Below are 15648 nucleotides of genomic sequence, written 5' to 3' on the forward strand. Positions count from 1 at the left end.
TCTTGCCTGCCCTCTATAGGCAAGCATCGATGACAGTAAAACACCATCTGTTTACATTGATACTAACCATTATATTTATTTCTGAGCGGATAACAATATGCTATATTTGCAAATATCTTTTACATATTGGTAATAATCATGCGCTGGGAAGGAATTAGTGAGTTTGTCTATGTCGCAGAATATGAGAGCTTTACACGTGGTGCAAAAGAGTTGGGTATCTCGACTGCACAAGTCAGCCGTCAGATCAGCGCGTTAGAGAAACGCTTAAATATAAAGCTACTATATCGAACCACACGCAAGGTCTCATTAACCGAAGAAGGCCGTGTATTTTATCAGCATTGCCGCAGTGTGCTCGATGGCTTGGATGCCGCTGAGCAAGCCGTAAGTAACTTACAATCAAAGCCTCAAGGCAGAATAAAACTAACAGCGCCCGTTACTTATGGTGAGCAGCAGTTATTACCACTTATCAATGATTTTATGATGCAGTATCACGATATCGAAGTGACTGCCTTTTTGAGTAATCAGAAAATTGATTTGATTGAAGGGGGTTATGATTTGGCCATTCGTATCGGCAAATTGCATGACTCGACGATGATGGCAAAGAAGCTTAGCCTGCGTACTAATTTTGTCTGCGCTGCGCCCTCTTATCTAAAAAAACACGGTATACCACACCAACTGAGTGATTTAAGTCAACATAATTGTCTACTAGGTACTCGTGATTACTGGCACTTTATCGATACTGCTAAGATAAAAGAGAACAGTCATACTCATGGTAAGACGGATAACCAACAAACGAGCGTAGAAAGAAACCTGCGTGTCTCTGGTACGGTGCAATATAACAGCGGCTATAGTCTGGTCGATGCTGCGCTAAAAGGGCTAGGTATCGTACAGCTGCCTGATTATTATGTGCAAAAGTATTTAGCGTCCGGCGAGTTGGTCAGTTTACTTGATGACTATAGAGAGCCCGAAGAAAGCATTTGGGCCATTTATCCACATAACCGTCATTTATCACCAAAGATTAGACTGCTCGTAGATTATTTGGCAGAACATTTGGTTTAACGTTCTGTTAAGACGTATTGCAATCACAAACCTGATTACGCACAATGAATATTCGATGTTGCTCATTATAGTTAGGACTAACCATACTACAGATAACTTATAGGTATCATTATGATTAAAATCGTCTCTATCGCTGCACTAGCAGTGGCCGTTTCCTCTTGTGCCAGTATCGATACGCTGCTAGATAAAACCAAGAGCACTGGTGCTATGACAGACACTACTACCTCTATCAATGCCGAAAAAGGCTTAGTAACTTTACAGAGCAATCACTCCGTCAAAGATACCGCAGACAAGCTGGTCTCAGTTATCGAAAGCAAGGGTATGAAAGTATTTGCACGAGTCGATCATCAGAAAAATGCACAGAGTGCCGACTTATCATTGAGACCAACGCAGGTCGTTATGTTTGGTAACCCTAAAGCAGGTACGCCATTAATGAACTGTGAGCAAACTATTGCCATTGACTTGCCGCAAAAAATCTTAATTAGCGAAGATGCCGATAAAAAAGTATGGCTATCGTATAACGATCCTCAATACTTAAAAACCCGTCATAATATTAAAGGTTGTGACACCGAGATTGCCAATATTTCAAAAGCACTTAACGCGATCAGTACTGCAGCAACGGCAAAATAATGTGCTCAGTATATTTGAATAAATATACATTCGAGTAGATAAGTGAACAGACAATTGAAACATTACTTATTTACTTGAAAAATCCTCATATTAAGAATGACTAGATTGCTCTATCTGGTCATTCAGCTCTACTTTTAATTTCTTTGCACACTCGATAATCTTTTTTCTATCGGCAGGAATAGCACCTTGTGCAATAGCAATTTCACGCATTTGAACCGTGATGTCATAGTGAGGATAGCTGGCGTTACGATGAAATAGTCGCGCATCCACATCAATAAATGCCGCAAAATCATGCAGCTCTTGCAAGCTATCTGCCAACATATGACACCACTTATGGCCTTTGAATTTTATCTGCACAAAATCTACATATATCGCCATATAACCGCCTCTCTACTTATCCACTGGTTCGCTTATCTGTTTTTTAATTAGCTCAAAATACCTTAGTAACTTAATAGTACTATCATCAAAAACCTTTATAACAATGCGCGCACATCTTTTTTAAGTTGTTTGAGTCGTTCTTGATACTCGCTATGACTGCTATCAAATGTACTCAGTCGTCCGTAGCGTAACTGACGGTAGTTTTGTCTAATTTCAATAAGCTTTGTTTGAATAACGATTGGGTCACTACTATCTGTTAGCTGACTCGTAGCAGATTGGGCATTGTCACCCTGACGGCTATCAATAGCCGATGCCAAACGTTCCAGCCAAGCTAGCTGCCCTTCATTATCATTGCGGGCTAATAATTTATCATGTTTGCCGATACGTTTTGAGAGCTTAGCAAGAGGTAAGTCTGCTGGGTGCCAGCGCTTACGGCGGCGATACCAAATGACAAACACTAAGATAGCCATAACGGAAACCGCACTGGTGGCTAACCAAATAATTTGCTGCATGATTGAGCTGATATTGAACCATTTGAGTAGCGAGTCGGCCTGTTTGTCTTGGTTATAGCCGACTACGTCTTTTTGCCAGTAGTAGCTCGCTTGGTCTGATAGTCGGCGTAGCGTTTGTAGCATCTGATACTGCTGATAGCTGATTTGTGCACTGGCACCATTGCCAAATATAGCTGCCCCTTGCTGCTCGGTCATTGTATTCATGCCTTGCTCTACTCGCTCAGGCGCCACAAAGGCTGTCGGATCCACACGTACCCAGCCTTGGCCCTCAAGCCAAACCTCAGTCCATGCATGCGCATCCATTTGCCGCACTTCCCATACGTTACCATTGCGACTTGGCTCACCGCCTTGATAGCCCGCTACTACTCGTGCAGGAATACCAGCGGCGCGTAGCATAAAGGTAAAGCTTGACGAATAATGCTCACAGAACCCTGCTTTAGTTTCAAATAAAAACTCGTCAATCCGATTGGTATTGAGCCGTGGTGGCGACAACGTATAGCGAAACTCTGTCCGATTGATCCATTGCTCAATAGCAGCGATGTAGCGCACAGGGTCTGAACCTGACTGCTCAAATAACTGCTTAGCAAGCGCGCGTGCTTGTGGATTACCTTCATTAGGCAAGGCAAGATTCTCGCGTCTTGATGCCTTTGTCAAAACTGGGTCAATACGCATCGATGCAAACTGCGATACATCATAACGGAGCTGCTGCGTAACAGGCTGATCTTTGGTTAAAGTAAAGTCTGATGTGGTATTGATGTCTGGCTGCTGAGAAAATGGATAATCAAGTCCGAATAACCAATTTTGCTGAGTGGGTTCTAAGATAACCTTGTAATTGACAGGTGCCGCCCTTGATTCATCAGGTACAGTAGCGAAGGCGTGCTGAATCCATGCAGGTGCTTGCAATCTCGACGACCATTGATCCCTTTGATGGGCTGGGCGCCATGTGACACCATCGAAATCACTAAATACCAAACCACGCCAATACAGCTGCTGCTGCGGTGGACGCTCATCTGCAAACTCTACCCGAAAGGCTAGCTCAGTCGACTGTCCTAAATTGGCAAAATCACCAGGGGACATGCTATCAGAGACACCTGTAGTAGCTTGCTGACCTGAGAGCTGTACAGACCACAGCGGTGGCAGTCTCGGAAAAAACAAAAATAGCACCACCAATAATGGCAATGCACCAACCCCTAACACGCCTAATGTACGCAAGCGTCCATCACCGCTAGCATTGCTATCATCATTAAGCGCAATAAATGCTAGCAACACAATGACTGCACCAACGATCACTTCTAAAGTAGTCAGTAAACCTTGGTCCATCAAAAATAATGCCGCAAGCACGAACAATGATAAATTCAAAACCACATAGGCATCACGGCGCTTATACAGTTCCCATAGCTTACTAACTAGGCATAGTACTAAAAACGCCACGCCCATATCCAATCCAAACGCTGTATTGTAGGTCAGCCATAGACCTAATAGCCCCAGCAGAAAGCCTAGCATTTGCATACTTTGATAAATACGCTTTAGGTGCGATAGTTTTTTGAATTTAGCTTTGATATGAGGCAATTGAGCGGCGATACTGACGGCGGCAAATCCTATCAGCCATAATGGTAAATGTGCGGCATGCGGTAACACAACGACGACTTGAGCAATTAATACCCAATAATAAGCTGGCAGTGCAAATAACTTACGATACCATTTAGCGTCATTTCGCTCAGGTCGAATTGAGACTTTTTGACCCAAAGCCAACTGCTCAAAGCTGGCCGTTTTTGTAGCATCGACCGCAGAATACTCTGTGGACAGTGTATCAACATCAGCAGAAGATGAGCGTTTAGAGTTGGTCATGGTACTTTCGCAAGCCTTAGCAAGCATGCTTGCGCAAAGGATTCCCCGTTACCCATCTCCGCAGTAGCAGGAGTATCACTAGGTAAACGCATTTGAAACGGCACGCCTAGCTGACCTAGCGTCAACGCCCCATAAGCCAATTGTGCAAGTTTTTGATCGTGATGTGCAGCTGGCATATCTGCATAATCAAGCGTTTGTTCGTGACCGACCGGATCAGCGAAGTGCTTGGTCAGCATACCTTGTCCCCGCGCCACATGCCCCCAAGAGACTCGGGCCAATGATTCACCCTCGACATAATTATCTAATCGCTCAAAGTCGTCCTGACCCTGTCTATACTGCCCACCTGTTGGTAAATCCTCTAAGCTTGCGATTGCATATTTTACTTGCCAATCAAATACTTCAGGTTTTGGATATACCCACGCTGTACGCGCAAAGTAGACATAAGACCATGCACGCATAATACCTAATGGATAAACTGTTTTTATTTTTAACCGCGGTAGTTCAAGCTGACCACGGTTGTAGGTCTGGACAGGCAGTCGAACGACTTGCTCACCTTGTAATCGCGTGATGAGTATTGAGCTTTGCGTGTTTGTGCCATTTTTGGTTTTCTTATTGGTTATCTGCTCAAATTCAAATAGCAACTGACGCCGTGGTTGGCGACTATCACTATTCAACTGTAGTGTAATCCAAACAGGCAAGCCAGCTTCTGTCATAGTGACTTCTAGCAGACGCACTTGCAGACCAGATATATGAGCAAAAGTAACATGAAAACTAATTAACCAAATACTGACCAGATAAAAGCACAAACCAAGCACCAAATTGTTGCCATAATTGATACCCGCGATAAAGGTAATCCCTAACAATACGGCGAATAGCATCCCTTCACGACTAAAGAAAATATAGACATTACGCAAATTAAGCGTAGCACTATCACTCTTAGGTGCACGCGCGGCAAACCAGCGGCTCAGAGCTGATTTTATTGGTGCGGTTAAGGTCTTTGGTAACAAGCTCATGACTACCCTATTATTACCATCTAAATAACAATGCTGTCAGTATTTGTATCTGACTGACAAACAAACTCACGAATAGAACGATACAGTTGATTCAGGACAATTTGAATACAAGAAAAGCGGGTGAAAATACCGTAAATAGTAAACTGAGTGACTTTGATATTTTTTCTAAGTTATATAGCTTTGACTATGTGTAGAACTACGTTTCACCGATGCAGTTAATCAATACGGTCAAACAGTCTGCCAGCTGCTAAGCAACGACTGACACTTCTGCTAGGATACGTTGGGCGATGGTTTTTGTTGCCTGCCCACCAGTCACATGCGCGGGTACGAAACGCTGACCGAGGCGATGATCAGTGACCGCAGCAAACACCGCTTGGATATCTTCAGGGGTCACTTCCATATATCCCGATACATAGGCATGCGCTTGGGCAGCACGTTGTAGTGACAATACGCCGCGAGGTGATAAACCATGATACTCTTGGCTTGCACGAGTTTTTGCAACCAGTCTTTGCAAATAATCCAATACAGTATCTGCCACATAAACCTGCCTGACACCCTGCTGAGCCAATAGTACAGCTTCAGTATCAAGCACCGTATCCAAATCTTTGAGCAGCTCGCGACGATCTTTACCTTTTAGCAGCTCACGCTCTGCGGCAGGCGATGGATAACCCAATGATAAGCATAATAAAAATCTGTCTAACTGCGACTCTGGGAGCGGATAAACACCTGCTTGTTGCAATGGATTTTGGGTGGCAATGACAAAGAATGGCTGTGGCAAAGGGTAAGTCTGGCCATCTTGCGTGACTTGTCGCTCCTCCATCGCTTCAAGTAGCGCACTCTGCGTTTTGGGACTGGAACGGTTGATTTCATCAGCAAGTAATAACTGAGTAAAGATAGGGCCCGGACGAAACTCAAATTGCTGTTTACTTTGGTCGTAGATGCTCATACCTAAAATATCAGCAGGCAACATATCATTAGTAAATTGCACTCGGCTAAAGCTCAAACCTAACAACTGCGCCAAGCCCTGTGCCAAAGTCGTCTTACCCATACCAGGCAAGTCCTGCAATAATAAATGACCGCCTGCTAAGATACAACTGAGTGCTAGCCTAACTGCTTGCGGCTTGTCCAATACAATCTGATTTAATTGCGCTAACAGCTGTGCAATTTTCTGCTGATTGTGTTGAAAATCAACCGTACTAGGGATGGACTGGCTAAGCGGATTCGCTGTTCTCTGAGAGATGGATAATGATCTATCGTTAGCTGCATGGGTCATAGTAGGTTATTGGCTCATTTTTTAGGTCATAACGATGATAAGTCAGTTCACATCATCTGTAACGGTTGGTGCAGCGGCACGGAGCGTAGATAAATAAGCAATGATATCGGCACGCTCTTTCGCATCTGGCATCGGGTCAGACAGCATTTTAGAATCTGGCATGGCTTTTTGTGCATCTGCAATGTATGGATCGAGTGTCTCTGCATCCCATACCCAACCTGAATCTTCTAGCCCTTTGCTGTAGGTATAGTCTTTTAACTCGGCAGCCGGCGCACCATATATATTCATTAATTGTGGGCCTTTTTTATTCAGACCTGCATTACGTTGATGGCATTGACCGCAAGCATCTTTATAAATTATTGAGCCGTTGTCCGCATCCCCGTCGGTATATAAGGGCAGAATCACAGGAGCGCGGTGGTCAGGTGGTGTTTTCTCACAAGCTGTGAGCAACAGAACAGCAGCCAAAAGGCTGCTCATTTGATATCTACTGATAAGGGACATTTTTAGCAATCTTTGGTTGAGGAATATCATCGCCATAACATAAACGATATGATGTATTGGCCTTTTAACTCGCTACCTTTATCGTGCTACTAGGCTCTTCTAAATAATACCCTTGCAAATAGCGCGCCCCCACACTCCAAGCGACTGACATCGTTGCTGCATCTTCGATATAAGGCATAAGCACATCGACCTTTATGTCATTAGTACGCGTAATAAGAGACTTAACCGTCTCTAGATTTTCTGCTGCACCAATATCTTGGATATAACTGCGCGCCAAGCGTACCATATCAGGCTGGACAAAATTGGCAATTTCAATAGATTTGACGGAAGAGCCAAAATTATTGATGCCTATTTGACAGCTAACATCGTTAAGCGCGGAAAATTGAGATTTTGCGACGGTTAAGTGATCAGAGATATCTATTTCATTGAACTGTAGCGTTAATACACCAGCTGCGCCGCCTACTGCTTTTATCAATTGACTCGCCACTATCGGCAATTTTTTATCGACCAGTGAAGCATTGGTTAATTGTACTAACAGTTTGGCTTCAGGATGAACTTTACGGACGTCATTGATTTTCTTACAGGCATTGATAAGCACCCATCGATCAATCTTTTCTAACAGTTGATGTCTTTTAGCCACTGCCATAAATTGATCAGGGGTTAATACCGTATTGTCAGCATCTGACAGCGGTAACCGTAGATACACTTCAAAGAAGTCGCTACGATCGTTGTTGATGTCGTATATTGGCTGAAATGATAGATCAAAACGGTTATTAGTAATGGCATCCACTAATGACTCAGCAAGTGCATGATCATCGCTATTGGCATGTTCGCTTGGGTCATATATACGGTAAGATCCACCACTGTTAGAAGTCTCTACCATGATTTGGCTGATAGCATCCATGGCGCGTTCTAATATGATGACAGGCTCTACAGGATTTTTTTCAATCTTGACAACAGCAATGCTGACTGTTGTATTCGTTGTACGTTTATCAACTTCAATAAACATATCCTTTATTGACGAACCGATATGTTTAGCAATATTTTCAAGCTCATTCGTCGTCTTGTTTTTTACTAATATCGTGAATGCAGTATCGCTAAAACGGCTCACATGTCCATCAGGTACTAGCTCAGTCAACGTGTGGGCAACTTGTTTGACCGTTGCATCTATTCCTTGTAGACCTAAACTACTTCTTATTTTTCCTACATTATCAACCTGCACATATAGCAGGGCTGCGGTCATTAGTCCTTGCGTCGCCTGCTGATGTACTGATATCATCTGATCTTCAAAACCACGACGATTATCTAAGCCAGTTAAATTATCTTTACGTTCAGCTTCCGCTAAACGCTTGGCAACCTCTGCACTATTACTATTGTTTTGTTGAATAATAATCTGAGTGACTGGCTCACCTTCTAATGTTGCCGATGCCAATTGTAACTTTGCTTCAAAAGTGCTGCCATCTGTTCGCACACTTTCAAAATTAAACTCAACGTCTTGGCGACTGCCTTTGTCAAACTGACGTAAAAACTGTTTAAATCCTTTGACACTATCACCACCCGAAATCAGATCAATAATAGGCACGCCTACCGCTTCATTCATTGATTTGAAACCGAATAATTGGAGATAGGGATCATTAGCAAAGATATGAATCCCTTCATCAATATAAGCAACCGCGCTCTTGGAGTTCTTAATCAGCACATTAGCACGTTGTTCTGCTTCAGACAGTACTTGACGTAAAGTTTTTAGCTCACGACGACTGCGCAAACTACTATGCTGTAGACAAATAGCCATGACGACAGGCATTTCTTGATCGATGGTGAGCGCTTTGACCATTGTGCCACTAATAACAGTAGGTAGTCCTTCCTCATTACAAGCTGTCGTCGCTATCTCTTCGTTCACTAGACAAATCATCGGCAGATCAATACTTTGCTCTTGTACTAGGCTCACTACATCCGTAAAGCTCATATCATAAGCCTTACCAAATACCAAGATATCCCACGGTTGGCGTAAGAGTTTCAATAGCTCTTCTTTATCGTCCAAAAACCCTAAATTTACATTATCGTAATAAGGACTCAATAACTGCACAAGACGTTCAGCGTAGAGCTGATCATCATTGATTACCAATAAATTTAAAAGAGATTGAGAGCGCATAAGGAGCCTTTTAGTCGTACGTATTGTTATCTATTATTTTGTTACTTTACATCTTTGTCTAAAACTAACCTAGCACATAAAACACGCTAGCGTTAATATTCTATGAATCCTATCAATACAAACTGAGTTTTCATTATGATAATTATTTTATTGTTTGGTATTTCGTAAAAGTCAGAGTAACAATATTTATCATTATAGACAATAATTAGACCAACTGCAGATTAACTTATGACCTTTGTCGACTACTATATTACTGACAGAAATCTGTATAAATGCTTCGTTATGGCCTAAAACACCTGTTATGTACAGATGTCCCTAAGCGCTATAACTGCGCCACCTCATATTGACTAAACTTATCAGTCATCATCAGCCTGCGTCCTAATCGTAGGGAGGTTTGTTTATTACCAATACGCATGACGATTCTATCATCAGCTTGAAAGTACGAAGGTGGTACGATTAGTGTGCCAGTCGTCTGTAGCTGTTCATCCTTACCGAGAATAAATGCTGGTACAAAATGATGACTTCGCGTTTTACTGCCTTCCAAACGTAATCCACATGCTACAATTTTATGCCCGAGTATCTGCCATTCCACTTCTGGATTTTTAGTATCGAAATTTAACCAGCGTACCACCCCTATTGACCAATTAGGTTGTTCTTTATTTTCAGAGCCATAGACCAAAATCAGGCTCATGATGTGTAAGGGCTGCGGTGCTGTCATAGAAAGGTTAGGGTCAGTTTTTTCTATACTAAGTCCTTCTTTATTGAGAATGCTTTCGTCAGCAACATTCTCATTAGGCTTACCATCTTTTGGCAATAAATGCAGTCTGCGATATGCTGAGAAACTGTCATAGTCATCAAATGTCTCAATGTTTATAACGCTACTGCGGCCACGCTCGCTATCAAATGTATCGTATAAAGGTCTGTCCTCTTCTCGTAGATATTTTATAGCGATCAAATTGGCAAAAGTTTTTGAATGACCTACATGGTAGTGTATATCGTTAAAATTGGTGATTAACTTTGCCTGCTGCTTGCTAGTATATTTGGTTGCCAAGGTAAGTGGCGGCTGCAAATAGCGGTAGCTGATGGTCATCGAAATAGCATTAAGCAGACTATATTCTGCTGTACTACCTTCCTCGATAAAGGCTTTTTTGCGTGACTCAAAATACTCAACTATCGGTGTCAGTTCTATAAATAGACAGTCATGACGATCTTCATATGGGTTGATATGAGAGTTGACTGTTAGATAGCTTGGTGGATTATTACTCTTAAGATCAACAAAAACCTTTGTCTCGGTGGCGGGCTCCATTGTCGCAACCATGTGCTTAGCCAATTCAGGCAATAGATGCTGTACGAGTAAGATATTCGGGCGCCTCATAGCACGCAAATTTAACAAGTGATGCAAACAAATTTGGCAATATAACTGATGAATACTGTTTGTTTGGTTCGTAACAGTATGTAGACTTAAATCAATATCAGCTACTTTTTTCTGATGAGCCAAATAATATAACTGATTGACTTTAGACCACAGGTAGTCTGATGGCTTTCGATAGCACAGTGTTTCTTCTGCTAATAGTTTTTGGTATCTTAATAGTGATTGATAAATCGCAATAGCAAGCGTGCTATCAGGTTTAGTCTCAGCGCCAAAAAAACGCTGCCAACCTTTATCAGAAGATTGGTTTAAGGAGGCTTCTGACAACTGCGTCTCACGACGTACGACTTTGTCGTAAACCATAATAATTAAATAATGTAGCGATTGCATTTGAGCGATATAAGACATCTGATCCTGACTAAGCGCGCCTGTCTCATAGATATAGTGCTGTCTAAAAGCTGCAATCAGTCGGTCTGAGGCATCAATGACTGTTGTCATTAATTTAAGACGCTGTTGTTCATCCATATTGGATTCACGTAATACTGTCAGTAGACTCTCTAAATGCTCTGTTTGCTGCTCTTGGGTAAGCGTAGGTAGCGTTGCTAACATCTTTAACAAGTAACGCTCTTGACCATTTACTGAGCGATTAGATAGCGGAGGTAGTGGCTCTGTAGAATCTAAATGCTCTCGAAACATTGATAACGTTATCATCAGTATCTTTACTCTCTATTAGTCACTCCGAAGCAATCAGTAATATGCAGCAGTACAAATACATATATGGCATAAAAAATGTTTGTTAAGCTAGACTATAGAAAAGTGATGATATCTATTTATTGTAAGCCTAAATCTAGCAGTACGCTCTGACAATACCTACATACTGTCAAAATCTTACATCTAAAATTGTATATTTTTAAGTTAGCTTACATACTGACAGTCTATATTCTGCTCCAATCATATATCTATATATACTTATACAAAAGTATAAATCCTAGATTTTAGTTTTTAGTTTTGAAAGATACTATCCGTATCTTTTTTAAGAGCCTCTCTTTGTTTACTAATTCTCCTAAATTGTTATAGTGCCCTATATTAGCTATTGCTGTAAATATCAATCGGCACTTTAAAAGGTCTATTCGGTAACTCTCTGACCAACTTAGGAACAAGATAACCTGGCAATGATGCTAACAATGACCAATAAAGCTCAATCGCTGCTTGCTCACTACTATCAAAATGCGCCGCACCAGCCACCTTGTCCAACACATGTAAATAATATGGTAGTACGCCAGAAGCAAACAAACGCTGACTAAGCTGTACTTGCGCGTTAAGAGTATCGTTGACACCTTTTAGCAACACGGCTTGGTTTAATAGTGTAATTCCAGCTGCTCTCGCACGTTGCAAGTATTCAGCGGTTGGTGCATCTAGCTCATTGGCATGATTACAGTGAATGACCATGACAATATGGCAGCGGCTTTGAGATAACCTCTCTAACAATGCAGAATCCAAGCGTGCAGGTATCACCAATGGCAAACGTGTATGCAGCCGAATGGTAGTAATCTGCGGAAGAGACTCCAAAGTATCTAACCATGCAAACAAACGTCTATTGGTGACATTAAGTGGATCACCACCACTCAAAATTACCTCATTGACCTCAGGATTTGCATTAATATAGTTGATGATATTTTCTTTTGCATCAGCAGTCGGCATATTGGCACTATAGTCAAAATGCTGGCGAAAGCAGTAACGGCAGTGAATAGCGCACGCACCCGTAATCGTTAACAATACTCTTGACTGATATTTATGAAGCAAGCCTTTTACAGGATTTTGAGTGTTTTCGCTTAGCGGATCTGCTACGTAGCCTGTGACGTTGATTTGCTCTTGCTGGTCTGGCAACACTTGTTTAAGCAAGGGATCATTACGGTCGCCAATAACCATTTTTGCCACAAAGCCACGCGGCACACGCAGTTCAAAATGCTTAGGTACGTAAACTTCTGCACGCATTGATTCAAGCTGTAGGATACTCAATAGCTCATCAACAGATGTAATAGCTTCCGATAATTGCGTTTGCCAGTTTTTTTGTGTGATTAAATGGTTTATCATGACAGCCTATTACCTGTGCCCAAAATCCGATATTATACGCCCTTAGTGTCTAGCCTATCAAAGTATCCTCGTTAATCCGTAAATACTTGGCATAACAGAAAATTTTGGTACAGTCAGCCCTATGTCTTACTATTATATTTACAACCCCTAGGAGTTTCTTGTGGCAAGTTTTTCTACTAATGAATTTAAAGCTGGTCTAAAAGTGATGCTTGATGGCAACCCTTGTGCCATTCTTGAAAACGAGTTTGTTAAACCTGGTAAAGGTCAAGCCTTTAACCGTGTTAAGTTGCGCAATCTTCGTAGTGGCAAAGTACTGGAACAAACTTTCAAATCAGGTGACAGCTTAGAAGCTGCTGATGTGATGGATACTGAAATGAACTATCTATACAACGATGGCGAGTTTTGGCATTTTATGCATCCTGAGAGCTTTGAGCAGATCCAAGCGGACAAAAACGCAATGAGTGACTCAATCAAGTGGTTAAAAGAAAACAGCAATGCTCTATGTACCATTACGTTATTTAATGGTGCTCCTCTGTCAGTCACGCCGCCTAACTTCGTTGAGTTAGAAATCACAGAAACAGATCCTGGCGTACGCGGCGATACTTCAGGCGGTGGTGGCAAACCTGCTAAATTAGAGACAGGTGCCGTTGTACGTGTACCATTATTTGTGCAACAAGGTGAAGTGGTACGTGTTGATACGCGTACTGGCGACTACCAAACTCGCGTGAACTAATATCGCTCTAAACATGACTGGTAGTTGATATTTACTGATATCTTTATCATCAATAAAAAAGCTTAACCACCATATAGGCGGTTAAGCTTTTTTTATATTTATCGATCATAGTTACATTAAAATGCTAATCAATGGCGCCAATACTAATATTTAGTAAGTTACTCTTCTTCCAATGATTGCTTTTGTATCAGCCAATACTGTACCAAGGCATTCAACTGCTCTTGCTTAAAAGGTTTGGTGCAATAATCCTGCATACCAACTTTCAGATATTTCTCACGCTCGCCGTCCATTGCATTGGCAGTCAAAGCGATAATGGGCGGTAGTACTTGGGGGTCATATAATTCATGCAATTTAATAGTCGCCTGTACTCCATCCATAATCGGCATATGATGATCCATCAATATCACATCATAACGATCAGGGAATAAAGCAAAAGCCTCAATTGCTTGCTGACCATCTGTAACATGGGTGACGGTATGTCCGCTGCTGGTTAGGGATTTTTTGGCTATAATCGCGTTGACAGCATCATCCTCGACCAACAAGATATGCCCAGACCGCTCATGCGTAGGTTCAATTATGGTCGTATCGTTAGAGTCTTGCCATGTCTCATACTTGTCTTCATCAATAGTAGTTAACGGTAATAAAACACTAAATGTCGTACCGACTCCTACTTCACTATTTACATGAATGTAACCACCCATCAAATCGACTAGAGACTTACAAACAGATAGTCCAAGTCCAGTACCACCATAAATACGATGAGTAAATTTATTCGCTTGGTCATAAGCGTCAAATATCGCCTCTAACGACTCTTCTTTGATACCAACACCCGTATCTTTCACTTCTATACACAAAGTTATATTCTGACCAGTTTCATCGCATTCTATTTTGCTTGCTTCTTTTTCTTGACTCGTACTCACGAATTTTTCGTTAATGTTATTTGGACAGTAGCAATTGTCCATATGTTTAACATCGATACTTACTTGACCACCTTCACGCGTGAATTTAATCGCGTTATTGACCAAGTTTGCGATAATCTGCTTTAGACGTACAGGATCGCCGTTTACATAAGGTGATAGCGTTTCAGTATAATGATAATCTAAAGTCAAGCCTCTTTGGCGTGCCTTTATAGCAAACAAACTGACGACTTCATTACATAAGGTAGATAAATTTAATGGAATAGAGTTAATCGTCATTTTTCCAGACTCAACTTTTGATAAGTCCAAAATACCATTAATGATGACCATCAAATGCTCGTTAGAAACTTTTATATTATCAACGTATTCTCGCTGTTCATTACTGAGTTGGGTATCGCCTAACATCTCTACCATACCGATAATACCGTTCATCGGTGTTCGAATTTCATGACTCATATTAGCCAAAAAGCTCGATTTCATCTCATTAGCACGCTTAGCATCACGTTGTTTATCTTGTAATTTCAATGCATCTGCGGCCATCATTGCAAACTGCGCCAATATCTTTTCTTGTTGACTGCTAAAACTCTGATGTGGCTCAGTATCCATAAGACATAATGTACCTAGACGATACCTTTTGTTGTCTTCATTTAAGATAATAGGTGCACCAACATAAAATCTTAAATATGGAGAACCTGTGACCATCGGACTTTGGCTAAAACGACTATCCTTAAAGGTGTCTAACACGATTAATACATCATCAGACAATATTGTATAATTACAAAAAGCCGTGTTACGTGGCCCTTTGCTTACAGCCTCATCTTCACTATCGAATTGACAGGCTGGTTTTAGATATTGGGTTTCCTCGTCCATGAAAGTAATGGTGACTACAGGCACATCAAAAAACAGTTTAGCAAGTGCAACCAGTCGATCGAACGCAGGCTCATCATCTTCATTGAGTACCTGGTACTTCTTTAGCTTGTTGACACGTTCTAATTCATCTACTGCGACAGGGTAGCTCTGCTTGGGCGAGTTAGATATAGACAAAGTAAACTCCATTAAATAATATCAGACGTATTAGGGCGTGTCTTCAATTCATCTTACAATGAACGATAGTACACGCCAGATAAAGCATTGACTTAAAATTACGCGCTAACTTCTCATAGCGAGTG

12 protein-coding genes and 1 pseudogene are annotated in these 15648 nt (G+C 41.6%); 3 read left to right on the forward strand and 10 right to left on the reverse strand.

Features of this window, described 5'->3' with window-relative positions; translation table 11 throughout:
• Positions 1-138: 138 nt before the first annotated feature.
• Complete coding sequence (locus ACQKCG_RS08830; protein WP_101205217.1) at positions 139-1059, forward strand: LysR family transcriptional regulator; 921 nt, start codon at positions 139-141, stop codon at positions 1057-1059.
• 111 nt (positions 1060-1170) lie between these two features.
• On the forward strand, positions 1171-1689 hold the full coding sequence (locus tag ACQKCG_RS08835) for a DUF302 domain-containing protein (protein ID WP_101205218.1): 519 nt from the start codon (positions 1171-1173) through the stop codon (positions 1687-1689).
• Positions 1690-1779: 90 nt separating this feature from the next.
• Here the strand turns inward: ACQKCG_RS08835 and ACQKCG_RS08840 are convergent, their stop codons facing one another.
• From ACQKCG_RS08840 to epmB, 8 genes are all read right to left on the reverse strand, one after another.
• Positions 1780-2067 (reverse strand): DUF4031 domain-containing protein, encoded by a 288-nt coding sequence (locus ACQKCG_RS08840; protein ID WP_057761296.1) that lies wholly within the window; start codon positions 2065-2067, stop codon positions 1780-1782.
• Between the two features lie 95 nt (positions 2068-2162).
• Complete coding sequence (locus ACQKCG_RS08845) at positions 2163-4427, reverse strand: transglutaminaseTgpA domain-containing protein (protein ID WP_101205219.1); 2265 nt, start codon at positions 4425-4427, stop codon at positions 2163-2165.
• Positions 4424-5440, reverse strand: a complete 1017-nt coding sequence (locus ACQKCG_RS08850) for a DUF58 domain-containing protein (protein WP_102078648.1) — start codon at positions 5438-5440, stop codon at positions 4424-4426. The genes ACQKCG_RS08845 and ACQKCG_RS08850 overlap by 4 nt, the downstream gene beginning before the upstream one ends.
• 247 nt (positions 5441-5687) lie before the next feature.
• Complete coding sequence (locus tag ACQKCG_RS08855; RefSeq protein ID WP_101205221.1) at positions 5688-6713, reverse strand: AAA family ATPase; 1026 nt, start codon at positions 6711-6713, stop codon at positions 5688-5690.
• A gap of 42 nt (positions 6714-6755) precedes the next feature.
• The gene (locus ACQKCG_RS08860) at positions 6756-7190 is read right to left on the reverse strand and encodes a c-type cytochrome (RefSeq protein ID WP_228706802.1); all 435 of its coding nucleotides are present in this window, start codon (positions 7188-7190) and stop codon (positions 6756-6758) included.
• Between the two features lie 88 nt (positions 7191-7278).
• Positions 7279-9366 carry an EAL domain-containing protein gene (locus ACQKCG_RS08865; protein WP_101205223.1) on the reverse strand — a complete coding sequence of 696 codons (2088 nt, stop codon included), beginning with the start codon at positions 9364-9366 and terminating at the stop codon, positions 7279-7281.
• Positions 9367-9688: 322 nt separating this feature from the next.
• A complete protein-coding gene (locus ACQKCG_RS08870) occupies positions 9689-11446 on the reverse strand; it encodes a hypothetical protein (protein WP_101205224.1) in 1758 nt (585 codons plus the stop codon).
• 375 nt (positions 11447-11821) lie between these two features.
• Entirely contained in the window at positions 11822-12829 is a 1008-nt protein-coding gene (gene epmB / locus ACQKCG_RS08875) for an EF-P beta-lysylation protein EpmB (protein WP_101205225.1), read from the reverse strand.
• A gap of 160 nt (positions 12830-12989) precedes the next feature.
• On the opposite strand from epmB, the gene efp reads away from it, so the two are divergent.
• Positions 12990-13562, forward strand: a complete 573-nt coding sequence (efp, locus tag ACQKCG_RS08880) for an elongation factor P (RefSeq protein WP_057761310.1) — start codon at positions 12990-12992, stop codon at positions 13560-13562.
• A gap of 158 nt (positions 13563-13720) precedes the next feature.
• Here efp and ACQKCG_RS08885 read toward each other — a convergent pair whose 3' ends face one another.
• A complete protein-coding gene (locus ACQKCG_RS08885) occupies positions 13721-15523 on the reverse strand; it encodes a GAF domain-containing hybrid sensor histidine kinase/response regulator (RefSeq protein WP_227522919.1) in 1803 nt (600 codons plus the stop codon).
• A 43-nt stretch (positions 15524-15566) separates the two neighbouring features.
• Positions 15567-15648: pseudogene (locus ACQKCG_RS08890) on the reverse strand (IS5/IS1182 family transposase); the annotation flags it as partial.

Origin of the sequence: Psychrobacter sp. NPDC078929 (assembly GCF_050267985.1) — a bacterium.
GTDB lineage: Bacteria > Pseudomonadota > Gammaproteobacteria > Pseudomonadales > Moraxellaceae > Psychrobacter.